Here is a 22359-nt window from a genome sequence, read left to right as displayed (position 1 = left end):
ACACCAAGCCGAACCGCACCTTATAAGCCGCTCACCAACGAGCTGGCGGCTTCGAGCGGCGGTTCGTTTGACCTTTGCGTATGATCTCAACATCATGCGTCGACGTGGCGGAGTAGCTCAGTAGGTCAGAGCAGAGGAATCATAATCCTTGTGTCGGGGGTTCAAATCCCTCCTCCGCTACCAAATTTCACTCAAAAATTAATTCGAAATCCTCAATCAGGCGACTTGATGCTGAAGAGGCGGCAGAAGCTCTTTGCCGAAGCCCAGGCGTGCCGCGAAGGCGTGCAGTTCGGCGATGTTGCAGTGGCGCAGGAAGAAGTGGTCTGCCGAAACATCGATTGGCCTGCGGCGGCCGAAGGGGAGGTTGGAGAAGGCGATCCGCATGCCGTTGCCTGCAAGAGCAACCTTCTTTTCCGGGCTCAGGGCATCGTCCGCGGCGGCAATGCGCGTGTAGTTCTCGATGAATTTCGGGATGATCGCGCTGCGGAAAATCAAGATTCCCGTCTGTAGCGGCTGTGGCGTTCCCGAGCCGTTGGGCGCGATGATGTCGGCGTCCGGGTGGGCGGCGATCTGGCGCTCGATGATGTCCTTGCCGTAGAAGAGCGTGCCCTGTTCGACAAGCACCGTGTAGAGGTCGCCGTTGTTGAAGCCGTAGCTCAGGCCGAGTAGCAGCGCTCGCGACCAGCCGCAGAGCGCGCTATAGCCCTGAACAGCATGTCCATAGTTGCGTTTCAGATTGACCCAGCTGATGCGGGGATCGTCCGGCATCTTGGGGCGCACCGGCGAGGCCGAATCGACGATCAGAATGTTGCTCGGCGCGGTGAAGGAGCGGACGCAATGATACCAGATATCGAAGCATTCCGCCGAGCGGACGAAATCGTCGCCGAGGACTTTGTAGTTGCGGGCGTCGCTGTCTGCGTACCAGCCGGTCACGATGCTGTAGGGCATGTCGTCGTCTTTCGCTCTGCTGTCAAAGCCGCTTCTGCAGCGCAACCATCTTGAAGTGCCAGTCGTTGATGCCGCCGCGGTTGTTGCGGTGGACATAGACGTTCTGGATCTGCGAGGCGACCATGCTCAGATAATCCGGATGGGCGAAGGGAATATCGAGCTTGCCGGTCTTCAGGAAGGTTTCGAAAACCTCCGCGCTCTTCTTGCAGGGCGGCAAAGAGCTTTCGAAGGGCGGCTGCCAGTGAAAATCCTCGATGACATAGAACCCGCCCGGCTCGACCTTGTCGAACAGCTTCAGGAAGGCGAGCTGCTGATGGAACGAGGCGTGCGAGCCGTCGTCGATGAGGAGCTTCAGCGCGGGGAGGGCGGCACTCAGGCGATCGAGATCGGGGATGCTGCCGAGATCGCCGCGGTGAAACTCGAAGCGGTCCAGCCGGATGTGCGAGAAGTCGGAGAGATCGAAACCATAGAGCTTCGCGCGAGGAAAGTAGTTGAGCCACATGCGGATCGACGGCACGTCGCTGCCGATGCGGTCGACAGAGGCCCCCGCTTCGACGCCGCCTCGCTCGAGGCCGATTTCCAGCATCGAAAAGGCCTGGTCGCGAAACTGTTCGAAGAGAAACGAGTACAGGGCCGCGTAATTATGGGCGTGGCCGATCTGCGTCCCCTTGTCGGTCCGGTAGTAATCGGCAAGCTCTACGAGTTCAGGCATGGAGGTCCTTCCAAAGAATCTGGCGTCAGGCGCAGCCGAGCGCGCGGCGAACGTCGGTTTCTTCCGCCGTATGGCTGCTGCCGTAGATCGAGCGTAGTTCCGTCTGCTGCGTCAGCATGCCGTAGAGCGCCGTCGACACCGCGACGAGCGATGCGTCGTCCAGGGCAAAGACGTCGTGCAGGTCATATTTCTCCATGAGCCTAATGGCCGTGGCGAAGCAATCCTGCTGCGCCTGCACGATCGCCAGGGTCTCGGCCGGGCGGCTGTCCTTCGCAAAGACCGGGATGGCGAAATCCTGCAGCATGCGGACATCCTCGACCATGCCATGCGTGGCATAGTTGCTCATTTCGAGCACGGTGTTTTCGACGCCCGTTTCGGTTGGCGAGATGACCGTGTGGAACTGACAGGTCTGCGGGGTCGCGGCCATCGCCTCATAGGCGGGCGCGGTCGGCAGCTTATGAAGGAAAAATACCGGCAGGTTGCGCAGGCCGAGCCTAGCTGCGAAGTTGGCAAGCGACCATCCGGTGCCGCAGAGATCGACGATCACCGCATCATCGGAGAACAGGCGTTTCGCATAGGCCGTGTAGCTGGCCGAGGGCTGCATCTTGGCGAGGCGGCTCGTATAGAAATAGGTTGCCTGACAGGTAAATCCGAGCCGTTGCGACACCTTCTCGAACAGCGGCATCCAGGAATCGCAGTCGCGGCTGGAGAAGAGGATCGAACGCTTGTCGAGGCGCGCAGCAAGCCTCGCCAGAGCGACGCTTGCAAGCAGCATGATCGGAAAGTTCAGGCTCGCCTGGACCACCTGGGCGGTTCTGCTCCGCGGGTCCGTCGCCCAGGTCGAAAGCCTGGTCTCGCGGCAGAGTTCCGCAAGCTGCCGAAGACCGATCTGCATCAGAACGCTCTCGACCGGGTTGAGACCGAAAATGGTCGTGTGGCGGTTGGGAATATTGAAGCGGCGCGGCATCTCCACGTCGGAGTGGGCATTGTCGCCAAGATGTTCTTCGATCGCCAGGTTCGCCTGTGCCTGCGGCCAGATCGCGCCGGACCGCTTGCCGTCGGAGGTCACGACCAGGCTCACCTTCTTGTCGAGACCGGCCTTGTCGAGCAGCCGGCGGATAATGTCGGGGCCGAGATACATGTCGGAGATCAGTACGTCGCCGTGGCGGAGGCGGGCCATGTTTTCCGCGATCGGAATGACCTGCTCCAGTTCGACGTCGATCTCCAGCGCCTTCAGCGCGGAAGCCTGCAGCGGGTCGAGGTGCAGCGCGACCGCCAGTTCGTCGTAGATCATGTCGAGATTATAGGGGTGTTGGGCGACCTTCGCCTCGGCCTGCTTGCGCGCCACCGCGAAAGATGAGAGGCCCGCATGCTTGCCCACGATCTCGAAGACATGGGCGGGCTCGACGCAGCGGCGCGCGATCAGCGTGTCGAAGACGTCGAATGTCCTAACGGATGGAAGCGGACGCGTATCCCGGGTGGCGGCCGGTGTCGGAAAAGTCTGAGCCGGACCGGGTTGAGCATTCGGTGCGCCGATGAGATACGAATTGAATTGATTGGAGTTCGGAGCTGTATTCACGTCGTGTTCCCCAACGCTGCCGCGCTTGCGCCTGAACCCAAAGCATGCAATTTCAGATGCAATCTTTGAGGTCGATACAGGCCATGGATGCTGCCTCGGTCCTGGCTGAATAGCGCCATTTCCGAACGAGCTGCTGATCCCTAGCTTTCATGGGAGAGGCTAGGTTTGTCAGCTTGCGCCAGGCTTGAGCGGGCGGGGCGTCGAGCCTTTGCAGACGGCGAGTGGTGATCCTAGCCATCATAGGCCGGCTCGCGAAGGCGCCTTACACGAATTGGACGCCTATGCTGTTGATCTTCCGCCAGCGGACTTCGCAGGCCAACAGCCTGTTGTCCGACAGCTGAAGATCAAAGCTGTCCGGCGCTGAGAGCGGGTTTTCGATCTGGATCATCGCACCGGTCTCCGACAGGTTTCTCACGACGCAATCGAAGATCGAATGCCCGCCGTTGAAGATGATCTTGGCTCCGAGAAGCGTCCGCTTGCGTCCCGACGTTCTGCTTTCTTGCGAGGGTTCGGTCATCGCTTTGGTTCCGGATGGCAGTTTTGCTAATTCCGAGTGTTCTAATATCGGGAAAGTTAATATGATGCTGCCGGAAATCGATTTTCTCAGGCCGGGGCGGGCGCGGCAACGGCTGGGGGATCGTCCTCGACTTCGCGCAGGCGACGATCGGCGCTTCGCACAAAGCTGCTGGCCGAACCACCGGCCCAGTTCGGGCGGACATGCGTGGCAGCTCTCGGAACAGTCGTTTTCGAGAACAAGTTGCCCATATTTGCGTTGTATTTTCAAACGGTCACCGCAAATCCGCGCGGCACGTCTTGCAAGACGAAACATGCTCTGGCAGCGTGCTACAGTGGGGAATGGGGTTTTCAATGAAGCGACTTTTGGCGGTGGCCGCTGTTTTGGTGGTCGCCAATTCCGCAATGGCTGCCGATGATCCCGTGAGCAATGCGTTCCGGGTCTGCAAGATGATAGACAATACCGGCTTGTTCACCGCGCCGTGCCAGGTTTCCAGCCGGAAATACGCGCTTACGGCGACGATCGACCTGCCGAGCGCCGATGCCCGGAAGGCCTGCATGCAGATCGCAGGCGTCGCCGCGTCCAAAGGATACCATTTTCCCGGCGGGGAATGGACCGTGCAGATCAAGTCGCCGACGAGCGGCGACAAGTCGATCGCATTCTGCAGGCTGCCGAAATAGCGGCCTCAGGCAGAGGCGTTGAGTTCGTCCATCGCAAAGGCGAGCTGCAGTTCCATCTGAACCGCATGCATGAAGAGTGCTGCTTGTCGCGAGATCTCGTCGGCGTCCATTCCTTGTTCCGTCAAGGTCGCGGCGAAGCTTGCCATTTCCGAGCGCCAGAAACGATTGGCTTCCTCGCCGTTAAGTTGCAGCAAGGCCTTGGCGCAGCGCCTGATGTCGCTGGTGCGTCTGTCGGCAGGGAATGCTAAAAGCGACATAATCTCTCCGTCATTAGCGAGGCGAATCGCCTTGCCTTTGTTGGCACAATCGCTGGCAGTGGTTCACAAAAGGTGAATTGCTTCTTGTTGGATTCCAATTGCTTGCGGAGCGGAGCGATGATTTCACTGCATCACGGAGATGCCGGCCTCGCCGGCGGCCTTGATCAATGCTTCCCTTGCAGCTTCAGGTGGGGCGGCGCCTAGCATGGCCTCGAGGCATACACGTACTGCGGCGACATATTCTTCGCCGTTTTCGACCGGCCAATGCTGCAGCAGCAATTCCGCAACCTGGTGTACCGAATTGACGCGGCGATAATTGCCGTTCTCTCCCATCACAAGCGTGACAGCCGGAAATGGCCGTAAAGTGTTTCGTTTCAAAACGCGTTACCTCCGAAACGTAAATGCTCCGGTAAGCCTGCAAGAAGTGTTCCGTGTGGCACGCGATCTTGCCCGGCGTTGGTGCGGCTGTTTTCGATTGCACGCCGATGACGGCGGAATGGTCAGCCGTTTCCGGCAACTATACACATAGTTGTGCTCGCCGGCTCCGGATTTCGTTGGCGACTATGATGGCTATTGAGCGCTCGGGCGTTGGCATGCGGGCAAATCAAAGCGCGCCGCCAACCCTGCGCCGGACGGCGCAGCGCAGGGCTGCCCGATCTGTTCAGGCTAGCCCGAGATTTTGCGGGCAGATCTAATCCAGTACGTCAGCCTCGACGCAGGCTTCGACGAATAGCTTCCTGGCCTGCTCACATAGAAAGGGATTTCCGTTCGCAGCGCCACAGAGGTTCGCCGCCGATTGGTATTTCTTGCCCCGGATTGCTGGCCAGCGGAAAAGAAGGTGGTTGAGAGCTTCTTTCGGACTTCTTATCGTTTCCGGCATCCCATAGCCGATACGTAGATAAACGGGTTCAGACCAGCGAGCATAGCTGGCTCCAACAGTCATGTTCATTTCTTTTGGTGCTCCGACATTGCTACCCAAACTCCCGCCGCCGGAAAAGGTTTCGAAATTTTTCGGAAAATTAAACTGGGCACTGATGGGAATGAATCCCGCCGCAAGCCGCTCATGAACTGCCGACGGCGCGATTGCTCGGTAATCAATCATCGAACGCAGCGCGCCCGCGGCAACTTCGGCCGTGGCTCTATGGTGCTGCCGGTGCACGGACTGGCTCCGGCCGGTATTCTATTGGATCGCCGGGATTTCGACCGGAACGCCGGCTTCCATGGCAGCAGCCAGGAAGCTCTTACGGGCTTCCAGCGACTGTCCGTGGCCGCTTTCGACATCGGCGCAGACCTGCAGGGCCATCAGAAATGCCTTGCCTTCCGCCACGGGCCACGCGTTGAGCAGCATCTCCAGCGCCTCCTTCGTGCTCGCGACCGTATAGACCTTTCCGGTGCGCTTGCAGATAACCATGACGGGGTAGTTCCAGTCGTCGTTGTTGTTCATGGTACGAGGCTCCGATCCGATGCCGCCGAATTAACGCAACGATGGGTGAAATCTCAAGTTAATTTCAAGAAAGTATCTGGCGCGGCCCGGAACCGTTTCAATCGCCCTCAAGCCATTTCGAGTGGCGGTCCGATCAACTTTGAAAACGCTCATTTTCATGTCGTGTTTTCGGCGGGCACGCGCATGTTTGCCGACCCCTTGCGCATAGGCGCCGGATCGTAAAAGACTTGGCATGGAGCGCAATCGAAGGGAGAAACGCATGGGAAGCTTTGCGGAGATCAGGGAGCGGGCGGAGAAGCGCAAGGGCGGCGCTGACGGGCTGAAGGCATTGATGCCGAAGGCGCCCAACCATGACGCGCTGCGGACCCTGCCTGACGACCGGATCTTGTCGGAGATGACGCGCTATATCTTCTATGCGGGCTTCGTGCGCAACGTCATCGATGCCAAATGGCCGGGTTTCGAAGCCGCCTTTTCCGGCTTCGACCCCGCCTTTCTCAATCTCGCGCCGGACGATTATTGGCATGATTTGACCTCGGATACGCGCGTTATCCGCAATGGCGCCAAGATCATGTCGGTGCGCGCCAACACGCAGTTCATCCGTCGGGTTGCCGACGAGCACGGCAGCGCCGGCCGCTTCTTTGCCGATTGGCCGCTGGAGGATCAGATCGGCCTGCTTGCCGTGCTGGACAAGCAGGCCAACAGGCTGGGTGGCATGACAGGACAATATCTGCTGCGGGCAATCGGCCGCGACAGCTTCGTCATGAGCCATGACGTTCTCGTCTGCCTGCGGCTTTCCGGCGTGCCGATCTCCGAAAGCAAGCCGACCAAGAAGGATCTGCGACTGATCCAGGATCAGTTCAATGCCTGGCACGCGGAGACGGGCCTGCCGCTCACCCATCTCTCGCGCATCTGCGCCTTCTCCGTCGGAATGCCGGGAGAAGAAGACGAGACCTGATTGATCTCACCCATCGAATGATATTGCATCTTGCTCCAGGACAGGGAGGAACGGAATGACGACGGAAAGCATGCCCTTGGCCATCTGCGCTCCGCAGCCGCGCTCGCTCGAGCTCATCTTCACCAAGGACGCATTGTCGCTCCTCCATTCGAAATATCGCCTCGTGGAGGCGGACCCGGACAATATCGCCGGACTTGGCGACGCGGTGCTCGGCGAGGCGCGCTACATCATCGGCCAGCCTCCTTTGTCGAAGGAAACGCTGGATCGCATGCCGCAACTGCGCTGCGTCCTGAACGTCGAGAGCAACCTCATCAACAATATGCCCTATGAGGTCCTGTTCGAACGCGGCATTCATGTGGTCACCACGGGCCTCGTCTTTGCCGAGCCGGTCGCGGAGATCGGCCTTGGATTTGCGCTCAGTCTGGCGCGCGGCATCGCCGATGCCGATCTGGATTTCCGTGAGGGCAGAGAGCTCTGGGGCGGCGACGGTAATGCCGGCGCCCGGCTGATTTCGGGCAGCGATATCGGCATTGTCGGCTTCGGCGATCTCGGCAAGGCGCTGAACCGGGTGCTTTCCGGCTTCCGCGCCAATATCAAAGTGTTCGACCCCTGGATGCCGCCATCGATCCTCAGGGAGCATGGCGTGCAGCCCGCCGGGCTGGACGAGGTGCTGTCAGGCAGCGATTTCGTTTTCGTCGTTGCGTCGGTCACCAGCGAGAACAGGGGCTTTCTCGGTGCCGACGCCTTCGCCAGGATGCGCAAGGGCGCGGCCTTCATTCTGCTTAGCCGCGCCGATGTTGTCGATTTTGACGCGCTGATGGCCGCGGTCGCGTCCGGCCATATCGTGGCGGCGAGCGATGTCTATCCCGAGGAGCCGCTCGGCAAGGATCATCCGGTGCGCAAGCTCAAGGGTTTCCTGCGCTCGGCCCATCGCGCCGGCGCGCTCGACAGCGCCTTCAAGAAAATGGGCGACATGGTGCTGGAGGATATGGATCTGATGGATCGCGGCCTGCCGCCGATGCGCTGCAAGCGCGCGGAACGGGAGACGGTGTCGCGCATGCGCTCGAAGCCGGTGACGCGCAACTGATGGCTGATCTCCAATCCCGGCGGAGTGTCTCTCTGCGCCGGGATTGGATTTGTATCGGCGAGGCTAGCGGCGATCGAGCCGATTGGCGAGGCGATCGCCCAGCCATTGCATACCCCAGACCAGAATGATCAGGATGATGACGACGGCGATCATGACGTTCGTCTCATAGCGCTGGTAGCCGTAGCGGATGGCAAGATCGCCGAGGCCGCCGCCGCCGATCGTGCCAGCCATGGCGGAAGCGCCGATCAGCGTCACCATGGTTACGGTGAAACCGGCGACGATGCCGGGCATGGCTTCCGGTATCAGCACCTCGCGGATAATGGTCCAGCGATTGCCGCCCATGGCGCGCACGGCGTCGATCAGGCCGCGATCGACATCGCGCAGCGAGACTTCGGCGACGCGCGCGTAATAGGGGATCGCGGCGATGGTCAGCGGCACGATCGCGGCCGTTGTGCCCAGCGCCGTGCCGACGATCAGGCGCGTCAGCGGAATTAGGGCGATGAGCAGGATGATGAAAGGCACGGCGCGGAAGCCGTCCACCAGGACGCCCAGAACGCGGTTGATCGCACCCTGCTCGGCGATGCCGCCGCGGCTGGTGACGACGAGGGCGAGGCCGAGCGGCAGGCCGATAACCAAGGAAAGAAAGCCGGATGCGCCCGTCATCCAGACGGTTTGCCAGAAGGAGCGCCACAGCAGGCCGAGGATTACATCAGTTGTCATAGCCTAGAACCTCCACCCGGGCGGAACGGGCTTTCAGAAAATCACTGACCTGCATCGGCAAGGCCGCATCGCGCGTCGGCACTGCGACGAAAAAGCGGGCGACGGGCTGGTTCTGGATATGGTCGATGCCACCGTGGACCAGCCGGAAAGAGCGGGGAAGCGCCGCCGAAAGCTCGGCAAAGAGTGCGCCCTGCGCGGCGGGGCCGGCAAGGTCGACGCTGAGGATGGCTTCGGCCCCCGATATCGGGGAAAGGCGGGCGGCGATGTGCTCCGGAAGCTGCGGGCGGGCGCCGCTAAGCAGGCTTGCTGCAATTTCCGTTTGCGGATTGGCGAAAACAGTCCATACCGAACCCTCTTCGACGATCCGGCCGGTATCGATGACTGCGACGCGGTCGGCGATCGAGCGGATCACTTCCATCTCATGTGTGATGAGGAGGATCGTCAGGCCGAGCTTGCGGTTGATGTCTTTGAGCAATGCCAGGATCGACCGCGTGGTTTCCGGGTCGAGCGCCGATGTCGCTTCGTCCGAGAGAAGAATGGCAGGCCGAGCGGCGAGGGCGCGGGCAATGCCGACGCGCTGCTTCTGGCCGCCGGAAAGGGCTGAGGGATAGGCTTTCGCCTTGTCGGCGAGGCCGACAAGCTCGAGCAGTTCGCGGGCGCGCTGCGAGCGTTCGGCTTTGCCAACGCCCTCGATCTTCAGCGGCAACGCGATGTTTTCCTCGACGGTTCTGGAGGAGAGCAGATTGAAATGCTGGAAGACCATGCCGATGCGGCGGCGCAGCGGCTGCAGTTCCTTCTCCGACAGGCGAGCGATGTCACGGCCCTCGATATGGATTTCACCACTATCGGCGCGTTCCAGCCCGTTCAGGCAGCGGATCAGCGTCGACTTGCCGGCGCCGCTGCGGCCGATGATGCCGACGATTTCGCCACGGCGTGCGGTCAGCGAAATGCCATCGAGCGCGGGCGTCGTGCCAAACCGACGGCGAACGTCGACGAGACGGACGATTTCCTCGCCCGAGGATCGCTCAGGCGGTGCCTGTCCATCGATTGATGTGGCGGGGGTGATGGAGTTCATGGTGCTTCTCTTTGTATAAAAGCGGCCTTCAAGTTCGTTGAGGCCATTATACCCCCCTCTGTCACTTTCGTGACATCTCCCCCACAAGGGGGGAGATCGTTGGGAGTGTGTTGCGCGCTTAGCAGAACAATCGGCAATGTGTCAGCAGATACGATACGCGTTTTCTAGCGATGGCTTGCTAGGTGCTACCAATCTCCCCCCTTGTGGGGGAGATGTCACGAAAGTGACAGAGGGGGGTACATACTCTCCACGAACTTCCTAGCCAATTTTCACAGCGCTTCATCGCATCCTAACGGGAAAAACGCCAAAGGCGGCCCGGGCAATAACCCCAGCCGCCTTGCCGCTCAGCGCCATCTAGCGCCATCCTGATATCAATAGGCGCTCTGCCCGGTGCCCTTGTAGACCTTGTCGAACTCGGCCTTCACAATGTCATTCTGGTAGGCGGCCACCAAGGTCTTCACCCAGGGAGCATTCTCGTCGCTCTGCTTGACGGCGATGAAGTTGCGGTATGGGTTGCCGTCGATTTGCTCCTGCGCGATGCGGTCCTTCGGCGAGAGCCCCGCTTTCAAAGCCCAGTCGGTGTTGACGACCGCTGCGTCAAGGTCGTCGATCGAGCGCCCGACGATGCCGGCATCCAGTTCCTTGATGTCGACGTTCTTCGGGTTTTCCGCGATGTCGGCGGTCGTGGCGAGGATGCCGGTGCCTTCCTTGAGCTTGATGATGCCCTCGTGCTGCAGAACGAGAAGCGCACGGCCTTCGTTGGACGGATCGTTTGGCACGCCGATAGCTGCACCCTTCGGAAGCTCGGCCACGGTCTTGTATTTCTTCGTGTAAAGGCCGATCGGCCAGATGCCGGTATAGCCGGCAACCACGATGTGATAGCCGTGCTGCTTGATCTGGTTGTCGAGATAGGGCTTGTGCTGGAAGGCATTGGCGTCGATTTCGCCGCGCTCGAGTGCCTCGTTCGGCTGGGTATAGTCGTTGAAGACGACGGGTTCGACCGTCAGGCCCTTCTTGGCGGCTTCGGCAACGACTGTGCGCCAGACGTCCTCATCTTCGCCGCTCATGATGCCGACCTTGACCGTCTTGTCCGCAGCGAGAGACGGGGTAGCGGTGGCTGTCCAGCCGAAAAAGGCGACGGCGGATGCGAGGATGGCTGCAAGGCCGGCGCGACGGGAAAGGCGCAGCGCGTCCAAACCTCTGAAGAGCGTTTCAGTCATGGGAAATCCTATTCCAAATGATCGAGATTATTCTCTCGTTGACGGGCCGATCATCTCAGACGCGTGTTCATGCTGCGAAGCAGGATCATGCGTTGTGCGCTGCAGTTCTGAAAAACTCTTTCAGTTCGCTGCGCAGGCGGAAATTTATTTTCCATAAATATTGTAGATTATCAATGCGGCAGGTTAGTTTATTGCCTAAAGATTGTGCAGATCAGCGATGGATGGGGTCTTTCCAGAGGACCTCTTCCGGCTTTTCTACCGGCTCGATATCGAGATTGACCACGACAGGCTCTTGTCCCGAGCGCACCAATACGCATTCCAGTGTTTCGTCGCGGCTGGCATTGATTTCCTGGTGCGGCACGAATGGCGGCACGAAAATAAAGTCTCCCGGCCCGGCTTCGGCCACGAATTCCAGATTCTCGCCCCAGCGCATCCGAGCCTTGCCCTTGACGACGTAGATGATGCTTTCGAGATCGCCATGATGGTGAGCGCCTGTCTTGGCATTGGCGTGGATCGTCACGGTGCCGGCCCAGATCTTCTCCGCACCGGCTCGGGCATGGTTGATTGCCGTTGCACGGTTCATGCCTGGCGTCTGCGCCGTATTTGGATCGAGAGCATTGCCCGGAATGATCTTGATGCCGTGCTCACGCCAGTCGACCGGTTGATGACCGTGATCGTGCCCGTCTTGATGCCCATGTTCATGATCGCCGCACATGGTCTTCCTTTCGGCTTTGAGGGAGATTCGGATGCCGTTCGCAAGGAACACTGTTGTTTCACTTTACGCGAAGTCATTCAAAGATAAAGGGAAATTCAGAAAATTATCAAAGAGGCTTTTCAAGTCGAGATTAATCTATAGACTTGATCAAGTTAAATGACCGGTGGGAACATTTCGTGTGGTTCCCGCGTTGCACCGGTTACAAGATGGTTTGCCGCGTCACTTATCCCCGTTGAATGCGTTTCGGGGCGCGCCGAACTGAAGAAGCAGCGCTTGGGTCTCGGTGGAGACCGTCGATTTTACTTAATCATGCGCCGGACTTCCAATTGAAAGGAGACAGACATGTCGAATGCCTTGCCGCCCCTTCATGAGGGTCATGCCCCTATCACCCTGCAACAGCTCTTTCGCGAGGCGCTCTATGCCTTCGAGGAATGGGAAACAGAAGTAACCGAACCGATCGTGACGTTCGAGGCGCGCATCGTGCCTATCGGCGTCGTGTTCGAAGCCATGCGCGAATGCACCGATATCGTGCCCAACAACATCGTCTCGGCTGTGACCGAGCGGCTGACCAAGCCCTGGGCGGGCGAAGGTCCGCTTGATACGATGACCTTCTCGACCGCAGCGCGCGTCATGGGCGTATTGGTTCGCAAGAGGCTGCTGGCCGTCAACAACGGCCTCGACGTCGCCGCCATGGCCGCAGATGCCGGGGCTACGGAAAAGACTGGTCGCTGAAAAAGCTGGAACGTTTACGGAAGGCCCGCCGGCATGCCTGCGGGCCTTTTACCTTTTCAGCGCCTACCGGCGTCGAATTCCGGATCGACGGGGATCTGCATGGCCGTGACCAGATGGTTCGTCTGTCCGGCCAGGCCGATGACCGCCAAGAGCTCACCATGCTGGGCATCGGTCATGCCTTTTGCCTTGGCGGCGGCGGTGTGCGAATGGACGCAATAGGTGCAGCCGTTGGCGGTTGAGACGGCGATGTAGATCATCTCGCGCACCAGCGGATCGAGCGCCCCTTCCGCCATCATGACTGCTTTCAAGCCCTCCCAGGTGCGCCTCAGTAATGCGGGGTCGTTCGCCAGACCGCGCCAGAAATTATTGACGAAATCGGACTTTCTGACCGCACGAATATCGTCGAAAACAGCCTTGACCGCGGGAATGGCCTCCGCTTCCGCATCGTCGAGCAATTTGACTGTCGTCATTCCCCATCTCCTTCAGCAATTCCGGTTCGGTCGGAACATAGCGCATTTTTCCGCGGCGTCGGCAGGATGGGGCTCGAATTCCCCCCTCTTTTCGTTTGCAAAAATCATCCATATGTGAAAATACTATTCACATAAGAAGATTGAGGCTGACGCAGGAACCGGTGACGAGGATAGTCCTCAAGGCGGAGAGGCGCTTTGAGCCGGAGCGATGTCAGGGGAGCGGGAGTATCAATGGCGCTAAAGAAGGACTTGCCACTGGCCGGGCTTGTTGTCGTCGACATGAGCCAGTTCCTGTCCGGTCCTTATTGTACGCTCCGCTTGATGGATCTCGGCGCCAGGGTCATCAAGATCGAGCGGCCGGCCGGAGGCGATCTTTCGCGCGGGCTTTACCTTAGCGACCATGAGAGCGGCGATTCGACGATCTTCCATGCGATCAACCGCTCCAAGGAAAGTCTGGCGATCGACCTGAAGAGCGAGCGTGATATGCGTGCGCTGCGCAAGCTCATCACGAAGGCCGACGTTCTCGTACAGAATTTTCGTCCTGGCGTGATCGAACGGCTGGGTCTGGACTACGAGGCTGCAAACAAGCTCAATCCGCGCCTCGTCTACTGCTCGATCAGCGGTTACGGCGAAGAGGGACCGTGGGTCTCGCGGCCGGGGCAGGATCTTCTGGCGCAGTCACGCTCCGGCGTCATGTGGTTGAACGGCGACGAGGGGCAGGGTCCCGTGCCCTTCGGCCTTGCGATCGGCGATATGCTGGCGGGTGCGGCGGCTGCGCAGGGCATTCTCGCAGCGCTGGTGCGGCGTGGCGTGACGGGCGAGGGCGGATTGGTGGAGACCAGCTTGCTCGAAGCTCTAGTCGATCTTCAGGTCGAAGTGCTGAGCGTGCACATGAACGACGGCCACAAGCTGCCCGAGCGCTCCCATGTCCGCAGCGCTCATGCCTATCTCTCGGCGCCTTATGGCGTCTATCCTGCCGCCGACGGCCATCTCGCCATTGCCATGACGCCGATTTCCAAGCTTGCCGATCTGCTCGGCATGGAGGAACTGGCGCCCTATCGCGATCATGAGAAAAGCTGGTTTGCGACGCGCGACGAGATCAAGGCGCTGATTGCTGCGCGCATTGCCACCCGCAATGTTGACGACTGGCTTGCCATCCTCGAACCTGCCGACATCTGGTGTGCGCGTGTGCTGAACTGGCCGGAGCTTCTCGGCAGCGACGGCTTCCGTGTTCTCGACATGCTGCAGACGGTCGGGCGCGACGATGGCGTCAGCCTGCAGACCACCCGCTCGCCCATCCGCGTCGATGGGCAGCGTCCGAAATTCGAGCGTGCGGCCCCGCACGTTGGCGAGCATAATGCGGCGCTCTGGGAGGAGTTCGACCTCGGTTAAAGGGGTCGGGGAGGTCGCGATGGATTTAGAAGGAGTTTTCCAATGACGCGCATCACCAATCTTCGCGTTTTCGATCTGCGCTTCCCGACATCGCAGAGCCTTGACGGCTCGGACGCGATGAATCCGGATCCGGATTATTCGGCGGCCTATGTCATTCTCGATACCGACAAGCCTGGGCTTGCCGGCCACGGCCTGACCTTCACCATCGGCCGCGGCAACGACATTTGCTGCATGGCGATCGAGGCGATGCGGCATCTGGTCGTCGGCACGGAGCTTACGACCGTTCTGGAAAATCCCGGCAAATACTGGCGGCATCTGACCAGCGACAGCCAGCTGCGCTGGATCGGCCCGGAGAAGGGTGCGATGCATCTGGCGACCGGCGCGGTCGTCAACGCCGTCTGGGATCTGCTCGCCAAGGAAGCCGGCAAGCCGGTCTGGCGCTTGGTTTCGGAGATGGATGCGGAGCATATCGCCGATATCGTCGATTATCGTTATCTGACCGACGTCCTCACGCGCGATGAGGCGGTCGCCATCCTGAAAAAGGCGGAAGCCGGCAAGGCCGACCGCATCGCCACGCTCGAGCGCGAGGGCTATGCCTGCTACACGACGTCTGCCGGCTGGCTCGGCTATGACGATGCCAAGCTGCGCCGCCTGTGCCAGGAAGCGATCGACGCGGGTTTCAACCATGTGAAGATGAAGGTCGGCCGCGATCTCGAGGACGATATTCGCCGCCTGACCATCGCCCGCGAAGTGATCGGCCCCGACCGCTACCTCATGATCGACGCTAACCAGGTCTGGGAAGTCAACCAGGCGATCGACTGGGTGCGCAAGCTTGCCTTCGCCAAGCCCTTCTTCATCGAGGAGCCGACCAGCCCGGATGACGTTGCCGGCCACCGCAAGATCCGCCAGGCCATCGGCCCGGTGAAGGTCGCGACCGGCGAGATGTGCCAGAACCGCATCATGTTCAAGCAGTTCATCGCCGAGGGTGCCATCGACATCGTGCAGATCGACTCCTGCCGTATGGGTGGCCTCAACGAAGTGCTGGCGGTGCTGCTGATCGCTGCCAAGTACGGATTGCCGGTCTGGCCGCATGCCGGCGGTGTCGGGCTTTGCGAATATGTGCAGCACCTGTCGATGATCGACTACATCGCCGTCTCGGGCACCAAGGACGGCCGTGTGATCGAATATGTCGATCACCTGCACGAGCATTTCATCGACCCCTGCATCATCCGCGACGCGGCTTACATGCCGCCGAGCCTGCCGGGCTTCTCGATCGAGATGAAGCCGGAATCGATTGCGGAATATACGTTCAAGGGCTAAGCCCGGCCGTATCGCTCAAAGCAAAAGCCCGCCATCCGGCGGGCTTTTGTCGTTCATGCTCAGAAGATGCGCGTCAGGCGGACTTGTTCAACCAAGCCTGAATGACCGGCACGTCTGCATCGTCAAACTCGTGACCGGCAGGCACCGTCGCAAGCTCGACCTTCGCGCCGCCGTCACGCAGGCGTTCGGCGAGAGGCTGAGCGTATGGGCCGTACAGATCCTTCTCGCCAGCCACCACCAACACGTCGACATCCGACATATCAATCGTCGGCGGATTTTCGAGCACGGCCATGGAGCGCAGCAGCACGGCGCGGCGGATGACGTGCGGGTGCAGCGACAGCATAGCATTCAGCAGATTTGCGCCGTTCGAATAGCCGACATAGACGATACGTTCCGGATCGAGCCCGTAGGCATGGATAGCGCCATCGATGAAGGCCGCAAAGGCTTCGGCCTCGCTGGCGATATCGATCTGATCAAACGTCATCGGCCCGTTGCGACGGAACCAGCGCGGCGCACCTTCCTCGAGCGCGCGCCCGCGCACGGTGAGCAGCGTAGCGTCGGGGTCGATCTCGTGGCCGAGCGGCAGCATCGTCGTTTCGTTGGCGCCGGAACCATGCAGCAGGATGAAGACGTTGCCGTCCGGCTGCTCGGGCGTGAAGAAGCGATGAATGAAGGGCAGATCGCGATAGATGACGCGCGGCTCTCCCGGCATGGAGAACTGCGGCAGCACCACGTTCAGCTCAGCCAGAAGCTTCGGACTGTCGCCGGGGGCAAAGAGACGCGTGCCAAGTGTTGCTTCGTCCTCGTCGATCAACATGCCGGGCGCGTCGGTTGCGAGTTCGAACAGGATGCGGCCGGGTTCGCGGACATAGAGCGAGCGGAAATACTTGCGATCATGCATCGCCGTCGGCCAGGCGCTGACGGCCTGCAGTACGGTGCGAACCGATTGCAGCTCAGCATCGTCACTGGCGCGAAAAGCGACATGATCGACCGTGCCGGTCCCAGGCGCGCTTGCCCAGAAGCCGCGAGCATCGCGGATGTCGAGGATATCGCCCGGTGCCGAGACGAGTCGGCTGATCGCTCCGTTGGCGGCAAGCGGCCGATAGTCGAAGTGATCGACCAGGATTGCCTGGGTCTCCTCGGGTGTTTCGCTGAACAGCGTTGCACCGCGAATGCGGCGGATCGCGTGTTCTTGCGGGATGGTGTCGCTCGTCCAAGGAGCTGCCGCCTGCAGCGCGTTCGTTCCCACCAGCTTGACGATGACGCCATCCGGATCCTTCAGCCGCAGGACAGGCTCGCCGAATTCGTCCGAGGGACCCTCCGGCTTGAGGCCGGCGCTCAAGGCACGTGTCAGCCAGAAGCCGATGCTTGCCGGATTGATGGCGAGCGAGATCTCGCCGACCTGGCCAACGCCGGCACGGCCGGGAGAGCCGTCTTCCCAGACGAGAAAGGTGATCAACGAGCCGGGCGAGCCCTTGGCGTCGCCATAGAGGAGATGAAGCTGCGTCGCGTCCTCGAAGCCGCCCGTGCGCTTGACGAGGCGCAGGCCAAGGAAGCCGACGTAGAAATCGACATTCGCCTGGACCTTGCGGGTGATCAGCGTGATGTGATGGATACCGGCGACCATGGGATGCTCCAGACTGTTATTCCGTTCTGGTCGCTATTTAGGCCGCGGCTATTGTTCAATGCAATGCGCCGTCCGTGGAGGCACTGTTCACAAAATGCGCAAGGCTGGTTTCATCCCGCGTTACTTGTCAGATTCGATTTCGCCTATTCCGGAGTTTTTGCAGTCCCTCGCTTGGATTTTGTCTTGGGCTCCGGCGGCGACTGCGATGCTTCCTTCTCAAGACGAAGCTCGCGCAGGCGGGCTGTTTTTTTCTCGCGTATCGAATGCTCGCTTGCGAGGATTTGCTTGACGGTGGAATCGAGCTGATCGGCCTTGGCTGACGGTGCCTGTCTTTTGGAGCCGAACAGGCTGTCTTTATTCGGTGGCGTCATGTTGGCCTCCTAGGCTCGCATAGGTGCCGATGTCGGCCTCAATAGTCTAAGCTCATCGACCACATGCACAAGACATTAATTTCATCCTATGGCGGTGGACGCTTAAGCATTGATGAGGCAATTCCGTCGTCGGTTGACGTCGCTCGCGCCATTTTTAGACGAGCCGTCCAGGCTTCTGATATTTTAGATGTTTCTGCTTGTGACGGCTGAGCTTATCGGATACATGACAATAATCGATATTTGTGAATGAGCTTTGCCTCGACGCACTCTGCGCGACATTGACGAACTTACCTCCCAAAATCGGTCTACTGCCATCCGGGTGTTGTCTGGATTGGCGTCTTCGTATGAGTGATTGAAAGGTCATCGTTATGAGCACAGGTACTGTAAAGTGGTTCAATGCAGCAAAGGGTTTTGGCTTCATTCAGCCCGATGATGGCGCGACGGATGTTTTTGTCCACATTTCAGCCGTTGAGCGCGCTGGCATGAGCACGCTGCGCGACGGTCAGAAGATCTCTTACGAGCTTGTCAAGGACAAGCGCTCGGGCAAGGTGTCTGCTGATCAGCTGGAAGCCCTGTAAGACACTTGTTTCCGGTCTTTGACCACGTATGTACGGGCATAGATCGTTGAGACAATGAAGGAAGAGGTCGGGTTAGCCCGGCCTTTTTTGTTTGTCCTGAGCCTGCTTCTGCAGTGTGGATAAGCCGCTCTATCTTCTTGTTTTTTTAAGCATTCCGGACGGAAAACCACGGCGCTCGTCCTGGAAATGCTCTAAGTGTCGATGCGTAATCGGCGCTTTTCCTCGACTTCGTATTTGGAGCTTGAGCCAGCTCAATGCTCGCCGACGCTGTCTTCCGGCGATTTGCGGCGATGGCCGCTGATCTCGGAGCCGGCGGTGCGCGAGAAGCTGGCATTCCAGATCACCGCGAGAAGCGCGATGGCCGTCACGACGACGAAGGCGACAGAGAAATCCGCCATTTCGGGCTTGGCGTGGCCAAGGAACTGCGTTGAGCCATGCAGGGCAAGGGCAGCAACGCAGATGCCGAGAGACAGCATCAGCTGCTGGAAGGTCGAGTAGAAGCTCGTCGCGATGCTCATGCGGTCGCGCTCGATCTCGTCATAGGCGATCGTGTTGTAGGCCGTGAACTGGAACGACATGAAGAAGCCGCAGAAGAACAGGGTCACGAAGATGACGGGGAGCGGCCAATCAGGCTTGAAGATTGCACATAGGCCATAGCCGAGCGTGCCGATGAGGCCGAAGATGATGAGGGCGGTGCGGAAGCCGAGCGTGCGCAGGATGCGAACCTGGAAAGGCTTCATCGCCATGGAGCCGAGTGCGGTCGCAATGGCGATCTGGCCGGCGGCTGCTGCCGAAAGGCCGAAGCCGAGCTGCAGCATCAGCGGGATCAGGAAGGGATGGGCGCCCTGGCTGATGCGCGTCAGCGAGCCGGCGATGACCGAGGTGCGGAAGGTCGGCACCCTCATCAGCGAGAAATCCATGATCGGCGAGGGATGCCTGCGGGCATGGCGCAGATAGGCGATGCCGAACAAGAGGCCGATGGAGATCAGGAAAATGGCGAGATAGCCTTCGCCCTCGCGGCTCGACATTTCGAAGCCGAAGAGCAGCGAGCCGAGCGATATGCCCGAGAGGATGAAGCCCGAGAGGTCGAAGCGACCGGTGCGCGGGCCTTTCACCTCTTCGATGAACATCGTCACGAGGATGAAGCCGATGATGCCGATCGGCACGTTGATGTAGAAGATCCAGCGCCAGTCGAGATAGGTCACGAACATGCCGCCGACCGGCGGCCCGAGGATGGGGCCGACGAGCGCCGGGATCAGCAGCCAGGACATGGCGTTGACCATGTCCTTGCGGGCGACGCTGCGCATCAGCACGAGACGGCCGATCGGCAGCATCATGGCGCCGCCGAGACCCTGCAAAAGCCGTGCAAGCACGAGGAAGCACAGGTTCGGCGCCTGCGCGCACAAAAGCGAGCCGAGAACGAAAACCGCGATGGCGGATCGGAAGACGGTGCGCGACCCGAAGCGGTCGGCGATCGCGCCGCTGGCGGGAATGAAGATTGCGAGGCTGAGAAGGTATGAAGTCAGCGAGATACTCATGGCCGGCGCGCTGACGCCGAAGTCTCTTGCCATGGTCGGAAGGGCTGTTGCGAGCACGGTCGCGTCAAGCTGTTCCATGAACATCGCGCTTGCCACGATAAGCGCTACTACACGAAAATTCGGCGCGGCCCGCCTGACGGGGGCGGCCTGGAATATCTGATCCGACATTGTCGGGGATCGCTCTCGATGGTGCGGTGGGGTCCGAAGACAGAACCGCAAGTCTGGTCACGGCCGCGAAGGCCTGTTTGAACGGCGGTTTGTATACTCCCGCTCGGCCGCGATGGCCATATCAGAAACCGCAAATCTGATTGATGGGATGAAAAAAATGACACACATAAGCGTGAACGCGGCGGCAGATGAACGCCAGGTGAACGAATAGCGCGATATGGCGCCGAAATGCTCACGGTTGGTTTTGCCACCTAAGATAATGTGCTCGCTTCGGTAGACATTCGGACGTGAAAAGACCGGTGCCGACGTGGGCGGCACCGGTCTTATTCATTGCGTCGCCATCAGTAGCCGGCCGCCAGTCCGGAGCCGGCGCGGCTGTCCATGGCGCCGTTGTAGCGGGCACCGCCGCCCTTGGCGATGTCGCTCAGGCTCTTGCCGCCGACGAGAATGCCGGCCGACTGGCCCCAGATCGGCCAGTCGTTGTCGACCTGAACCGTGTAGCCCATGCCGGCGAGCATCTTGATCGTATCGGGCGAAAGCCCATGCGGCTCCATGTAGATCTTATCCGGCAGCCATTGATGGTGGATGCGCGGCGCGTCGATCGCTTCCTGAATGTTCATGCCGAAATCGATGACGTTGATGATCGCCTCGAGCGTGATGGTGATGATGCGCGAGCCGCCGGGGCTGCCGATCACCATGAAAGGCTTACCGTCCTTGGCGATGATCGTCGGGCTCATGGAGGATAGCGGCGTCTTCTTCGGCTCGATGGCATTGGCCTCGCCCTGCACCAGGCCGTAAAGATTGGGCACGCCGGGCTTGGAGGTGAAATCGTCCATCTCGTTGTTCAACAGGATACCCGTGCCGGGCGCGACAACGCCTGCGCCGAAGGAGCCATTCAGCGTATAGGTGACGGCAACGGCATTGCCGTCATTATCGATGATCGAGTAGTGCGTGGTTTCGTGGCTCTCACCGAGACCTTTCGGCATCAGGTCCGCGGAGACACCGGCCTTGTACGGATCGATGCTGTCGCGGATCGTCTTTGCGTAGTCCTTGTCCAGCAGCTTGCTGACGGGATTTTTGACGAAGTCCGGGTCGCCGAGCGCCGAGTTGCGGTCCACATAAGCATGGCGCATGGCTTCGACCATGACATGCACCGTCTCGGCCGAGCCATAGCCGGTATAGGAGAGCGGATATCCTTCCAGCACATTGAGGATTTCGCAGATAATGACGCCGCCGGAGGAGGGCGGCGGCGAAGAAATGATCTGGTAGCCGCGATAGTCGCACTTTGCGGGCTCAAGCTTGCGGACTTTATATTGTTCGAAATCCTGGTTGGCGAGAATGCCGCCCTTGTCCTGGCTTGCCTTGACGATGGCGTTGGCGACCGGCCCCTTGTAGAATCCATCCGGTCCCTGATCCGAAATGCCGGAGAGGGCATTTGCGAGATCCGGCTGCGTGAGCTTATCGCCCGTCGCGAAGGGTTTTCCGTCTGCCTTGGTAAAAATCGCGGCGGTGGCCGGATCGCGTGAAAGCCAATCCTTGTTTTCATTCAGCTCGGCGGCGTCGGCCTGGTTCAGCGTGAAGCCCTCCTTGGCATAGCGAATGGCGGGTGCCATCAGATCCTGGCGGGACTTCGTGCCGTAGTTCTCGCGAGCGGTTTCGAAGCCCATGACCGAACCAGGGACGCCGACAGCAAGATAACCGGCGGTGCTCGCGCCTTTGACGATATTGCCCTTGTCGTCGAGATACATGCCCTTGGTGGCCGCCAGCGGCGCGCGCTCGCGGAAATCGAGGAAGTCCGTCTTGCCATCCCGCATGCGGACGGTCATGAAGCCGCCGCCGCCGATATTGCCGGCGGTCGGATAAACCACCGCCAGCGCGTAACCGACGGCAACGGCCGCGTCGACAGCATTGCCGCCGCTTTTCAACACCTCTACGCCGATATCCGTGGCAAGATGCTGCGCGGTGACCACCATGCCATGTTCTGCCTCGACCGGAGGCGGGGCGGCTGCTCTCGCTGTTGCGGAGAAGAGAGCAAAGGTAATCAGGGTCACCGATGAAATCACCCGGTGGCGGAATTGGCGCATGATGATGCCTCCCGTTATTGGCTTGGGAATGAAGTCCATCCTTGAAATGGTGCCTCTGACGAAAATGGCGATATCCGCAGTTGCAAATTTTGTGGCCGCGATTTCGATATGAGCCGGCAACGGATGTGGGGGCTCCTGGCCGGACGAGTGCGGCCCATAGCCAGATGACGTCC

Annotated in this window: 24 protein-coding genes and 1 tRNA gene; 8 read left to right on the top strand and 17 right to left on the bottom strand. The window is 60.1% G+C overall.

The window, feature by feature from the left end; all coding sequences use genetic code 11:
- The first annotated feature begins 106 nt into the window (after positions 1 to 106).
- Positions 107 to 183, top strand: a tRNA-Met gene (locus RHSP_RS12500).
- Between the two features lie 33 nt (positions 184 to 216).
- Here the strand turns inward: RHSP_RS12500 and RHSP_RS12495 are convergent.
- From RHSP_RS12495 to RHSP_RS12475, 4 genes are all read right to left on the bottom strand, one after another.
- Positions 217 to 948: a hypothetical protein gene (locus RHSP_RS12495; RefSeq protein WP_004117260.1), complete on the bottom strand. Its 732-nt coding sequence runs from the start codon at positions 946 to 948 to the stop codon at positions 217 to 219.
- 22 nt (positions 949 to 970) lie between these two features.
- Positions 971 to 1660, bottom strand: a complete 690-nt coding sequence (locus tag RHSP_RS12490) for a hypothetical protein (protein ID WP_004117258.1) — start codon at positions 1658 to 1660, stop codon at positions 971 to 973.
- A 25-nt stretch (positions 1661 to 1685) separates the two neighbouring features.
- A complete protein-coding gene (locus tag RHSP_RS12485; protein ID WP_004117255.1) occupies positions 1686 to 3239 on the bottom strand; it encodes a hypothetical protein in 1554 nt (517 codons plus the stop codon).
- Positions 3240 to 3501: 262 nt separating this feature from the next.
- On the bottom strand, positions 3502 to 3756 hold the full coding sequence (locus RHSP_RS12475) for a PilZ domain-containing protein (protein WP_004117253.1): 255 nt from the start codon (positions 3754 to 3756) through the stop codon (positions 3502 to 3504).
- Between the two features lie 350 nt (positions 3757 to 4106).
- On the opposite strand from RHSP_RS12475, the gene RHSP_RS12470 reads away from it, so the two are divergent.
- Positions 4107 to 4433 carry a hypothetical protein gene (locus RHSP_RS12470; protein ID WP_004117252.1) on the top strand — a complete coding sequence of 109 codons (327 nt, stop codon included), beginning with the start codon at positions 4107 to 4109 and terminating at the stop codon, positions 4431 to 4433.
- Between the two features lie 5 nt (positions 4434 to 4438).
- Here the strand turns inward: RHSP_RS12470 and RHSP_RS12465 are convergent, their stop codons facing one another.
- From RHSP_RS12465 to RHSP_RS12450, 4 genes are all read right to left on the bottom strand, one after another.
- Complete coding sequence (locus RHSP_RS12465; protein ID WP_004117250.1) at positions 4439 to 4690, bottom strand: DUF6074 family protein; 252 nt, start codon at positions 4688 to 4690, stop codon at positions 4439 to 4441.
- Between the two features lie 123 nt (positions 4691 to 4813).
- Positions 4814 to 5068, bottom strand: a complete 255-nt coding sequence (locus tag RHSP_RS12460; RefSeq protein ID WP_037151560.1) for a DUF982 domain-containing protein — start codon at positions 5066 to 5068, stop codon at positions 4814 to 4816.
- Positions 5069 to 5381: 313 nt separating this feature from the next.
- The gene (locus tag RHSP_RS33070) at positions 5382 to 5849 is read right to left on the bottom strand and encodes a DUF982 domain-containing protein (RefSeq protein WP_051074073.1); all 468 of its coding nucleotides are present in this window, start codon (positions 5847 to 5849) and stop codon (positions 5382 to 5384) included.
- 21 nt (positions 5850 to 5870) lie between these two features.
- Complete coding sequence (locus RHSP_RS12450) at positions 5871 to 6134, bottom strand: DUF982 domain-containing protein (protein ID WP_004117249.1); 264 nt, start codon at positions 6132 to 6134, stop codon at positions 5871 to 5873.
- A gap of 259 nt (positions 6135 to 6393) precedes the next feature.
- On the opposite strand from RHSP_RS12450, the gene RHSP_RS12445 reads away from it, so the two are divergent.
- A complete protein-coding gene (locus tag RHSP_RS12445) occupies positions 6394 to 7089 on the top strand; it encodes a DNA-3-methyladenine glycosylase I (protein WP_004117247.1) in 696 nt (231 codons plus the stop codon).
- Between the two features lie 55 nt (positions 7090 to 7144).
- Complete coding sequence (locus tag RHSP_RS12440) at positions 7145 to 8176, top strand: hydroxyacid dehydrogenase (RefSeq protein ID WP_004117246.1); 1032 nt, start codon at positions 7145 to 7147, stop codon at positions 8174 to 8176.
- A 63-nt stretch (positions 8177 to 8239) separates the two neighbouring features.
- On the opposite strand, the gene RHSP_RS12435 is transcribed toward RHSP_RS12440, so the two are convergent.
- From RHSP_RS12435 to RHSP_RS12420, 4 genes are all read right to left on the bottom strand, one after another.
- Positions 8240 to 8896, bottom strand: coding sequence for a methionine ABC transporter permease (locus RHSP_RS12435; RefSeq protein ID WP_004117244.1), 657 nt, complete (start codon positions 8894 to 8896; stop codon positions 8240 to 8242).
- Positions 8886 to 9971: a methionine ABC transporter ATP-binding protein gene (locus RHSP_RS12430; protein WP_037151555.1), complete on the bottom strand. Its 1086-nt coding sequence runs from the start codon at positions 9969 to 9971 to the stop codon at positions 8886 to 8888. The genes RHSP_RS12435 and RHSP_RS12430 overlap by 11 nt, the downstream gene beginning before the upstream one ends.
- A 371-nt stretch (positions 9972 to 10342) precedes the next feature.
- Positions 10343 to 11191 carry a MetQ/NlpA family lipoprotein gene (locus RHSP_RS12425; RefSeq protein WP_004117239.1) on the bottom strand — a complete coding sequence of 283 codons (849 nt, stop codon included), beginning with the start codon at positions 11189 to 11191 and terminating at the stop codon, positions 10343 to 10345.
- Positions 11192 to 11402: 211 nt separating this feature from the next.
- Positions 11403 to 11906, bottom strand: coding sequence for a cupin domain-containing protein (locus tag RHSP_RS12420; RefSeq protein ID WP_004117238.1), 504 nt, complete (start codon positions 11904 to 11906; stop codon positions 11403 to 11405).
- Positions 11907 to 12248: 342 nt separating this feature from the next.
- Between RHSP_RS12420 and RHSP_RS12415 the strand changes: the two genes are divergently transcribed.
- Positions 12249 to 12638, top strand: a complete 390-nt coding sequence (locus RHSP_RS12415; protein ID WP_004117235.1) for a BRA0787 family protein — start codon at positions 12249 to 12251, stop codon at positions 12636 to 12638.
- A 56-nt stretch (positions 12639 to 12694) separates the two neighbouring features.
- On the opposite strand, the gene RHSP_RS12410 is transcribed toward RHSP_RS12415, so the two are convergent.
- On the bottom strand, positions 12695 to 13108 hold the full coding sequence (locus tag RHSP_RS12410) for a carboxymuconolactone decarboxylase family protein (protein WP_004117233.1): 414 nt from the start codon (positions 13106 to 13108) through the stop codon (positions 12695 to 12697).
- Positions 13109 to 13339: 231 nt separating this feature from the next.
- Between RHSP_RS12410 and RHSP_RS12405 the strand changes: the two genes are divergently transcribed.
- A complete protein-coding gene (locus RHSP_RS12405; protein WP_004117229.1) occupies positions 13340 to 14500 on the top strand; it encodes a CaiB/BaiF CoA transferase family protein in 1161 nt (386 codons plus the stop codon).
- A 42-nt stretch (positions 14501 to 14542) separates the two neighbouring features.
- Complete coding sequence (locus RHSP_RS12400; protein WP_004117226.1) at positions 14543 to 15820, top strand: L-fuconate dehydratase; 1278 nt, start codon at positions 14543 to 14545, stop codon at positions 15818 to 15820.
- Positions 15821 to 15893: 73 nt separating this feature from the next.
- Here the strand turns inward: RHSP_RS12400 and RHSP_RS12395 are convergent, their stop codons facing one another.
- On the bottom strand, positions 15894 to 17447 hold the full coding sequence (locus RHSP_RS12395) for a VOC family protein (RefSeq protein ID WP_004117224.1): 1554 nt from the start codon (positions 17445 to 17447) through the stop codon (positions 15894 to 15896).
- A 143-nt stretch (positions 17448 to 17590) separates the two neighbouring features.
- A complete protein-coding gene (locus RHSP_RS12390; RefSeq protein ID WP_037151551.1) occupies positions 17591 to 17818 on the bottom strand; it encodes a hypothetical protein in 228 nt (75 codons plus the stop codon).
- Positions 17819 to 18186: 368 nt separating this feature from the next.
- Between RHSP_RS12390 and RHSP_RS12385 the strand changes: the two genes are divergently transcribed.
- Positions 18187 to 18396: a cold-shock protein gene (locus RHSP_RS12385; protein WP_004117219.1), complete on the top strand. Its 210-nt coding sequence runs from the start codon at positions 18187 to 18189 to the stop codon at positions 18394 to 18396.
- Positions 18397 to 18647: 251 nt separating this feature from the next.
- On the opposite strand, the gene RHSP_RS12380 is transcribed toward RHSP_RS12385, so the two are convergent.
- Together RHSP_RS12380 and ggt are read right to left on the bottom strand one after the other, a co-directional pair.
- Positions 18648 to 20102, bottom strand: a complete 1455-nt coding sequence (locus RHSP_RS12380; protein ID WP_004117217.1) for an MFS transporter — start codon at positions 20100 to 20102, stop codon at positions 18648 to 18650.
- A gap of 341 nt (positions 20103 to 20443) precedes the next feature.
- Positions 20444 to 22186, bottom strand: a complete 1743-nt coding sequence (gene ggt / locus RHSP_RS12375; protein WP_004117215.1) for a gamma-glutamyltransferase — start codon at positions 22184 to 22186, stop codon at positions 20444 to 20446.
- Positions 22187 to 22359: the final 173 nt, after the last annotated feature.

The organism is Rhizobium freirei PRF 81 (assembly GCF_000359745.1).
In the GTDB taxonomy this organism is placed as follows: domain Bacteria; phylum Pseudomonadota; class Alphaproteobacteria; order Rhizobiales; family Rhizobiaceae; genus Rhizobium; species Rhizobium freirei.
This window is presented reverse-complemented; position numbering and strand designations above follow the sequence as displayed.

Excerpts from the sequence above, each read along its gene's own strand:
- RHSP_RS12390 (WP_037151551.1), bottom strand. The coding sequence starts at position 17,818 with ATGACGCCACCGAATAAAGACAGCCTGTTCGGCTCCAAAAGACAGGCA.
- RHSP_RS12420 (WP_004117238.1), bottom strand. The coding sequence starts at position 11,906 with ATGTGCGGCGATCATGAACATGGGCATCAAGACGGGCACGATCACGGT.
- RHSP_RS12495 (WP_004117260.1), bottom strand. The coding sequence starts at position 948 with ATGCCCTACAGCATCGTGACCGGCTGGTACGCAGACAGCGACGCCCGC.
- RHSP_RS12405 (WP_004117229.1), top strand. The coding sequence starts at position 13,340 with ATGGCGCTAAAGAAGGACTTGCCACTGGCCGGGCTTGTTGTCGTCGAC.
- RHSP_RS12385 (WP_004117219.1), top strand. The coding sequence starts at position 18,187 with ATGAGCACAGGTACTGTAAAGTGGTTCAATGCAGCAAAGGGTTTTGGC.
- RHSP_RS12410 (WP_004117233.1), bottom strand. The coding sequence starts at position 13,108 with ATGACGACAGTCAAATTGCTCGACGATGCGGAAGCGGAGGCCATTCCC.
- RHSP_RS12395 (WP_004117224.1), bottom strand. The coding sequence starts at position 17,447 with ATGGTCGCCGGTATCCATCACATCACGCTGATCACCCGCAAGGTCCAG.
- RHSP_RS12470 (WP_004117252.1), top strand. The coding sequence starts at position 4,107 with ATGAAGCGACTTTTGGCGGTGGCCGCTGTTTTGGTGGTCGCCAATTCC.
- RHSP_RS12490 (WP_004117258.1), bottom strand. The coding sequence starts at position 1,660 with ATGCCTGAACTCGTAGAGCTTGCCGATTACTACCGGACCGACAAGGGG.
- RHSP_RS12475 (WP_004117253.1), bottom strand. The coding sequence starts at position 3,756 with ATGACCGAACCCTCGCAAGAAAGCAGAACGTCGGGACGCAAGCGGACG.
- RHSP_RS12380 (WP_004117217.1), bottom strand. The coding sequence starts at position 20,102 with ATGTCGGATCAGATATTCCAGGCCGCCCCCGTCAGGCGGGCCGCGCCG.
- RHSP_RS12400 (WP_004117226.1), top strand. The coding sequence starts at position 14,543 with ATGACGCGCATCACCAATCTTCGCGTTTTCGATCTGCGCTTCCCGACA.
- RHSP_RS12445 (WP_004117247.1), top strand. The coding sequence starts at position 6,394 with ATGGGAAGCTTTGCGGAGATCAGGGAGCGGGCGGAGAAGCGCAAGGGC.
- RHSP_RS12465 (WP_004117250.1), bottom strand. The coding sequence starts at position 4,690 with ATGTCGCTTTTAGCATTCCCTGCCGACAGACGCACCAGCGACATCAGG.
- RHSP_RS12435 (WP_004117244.1), bottom strand. The coding sequence starts at position 8,896 with ATGACAACTGATGTAATCCTCGGCCTGCTGTGGCGCTCCTTCTGGCAA.
- RHSP_RS12440 (WP_004117246.1), top strand. The coding sequence starts at position 7,145 with ATGACGACGGAAAGCATGCCCTTGGCCATCTGCGCTCCGCAGCCGCGC.
- RHSP_RS12430 (WP_037151555.1), bottom strand. The coding sequence starts at position 9,971 with ATGAACTCCATCACCCCCGCCACATCAATCGATGGACAGGCACCGCCT.
- RHSP_RS12450 (WP_004117249.1), bottom strand. The coding sequence starts at position 6,134 with ATGAACAACAACGACGACTGGAACTACCCCGTCATGGTTATCTGCAAG.
- RHSP_RS12425 (WP_004117239.1), bottom strand. The coding sequence starts at position 11,191 with ATGACTGAAACGCTCTTCAGAGGTTTGGACGCGCTGCGCCTTTCCCGT.
- ggt (WP_004117215.1), bottom strand. The coding sequence starts at position 22,186 with ATGCGCCAATTCCGCCACCGGGTGATTTCATCGGTGACCCTGATTACC.
- RHSP_RS12415 (WP_004117235.1), top strand. The coding sequence starts at position 12,249 with ATGTCGAATGCCTTGCCGCCCCTTCATGAGGGTCATGCCCCTATCACC.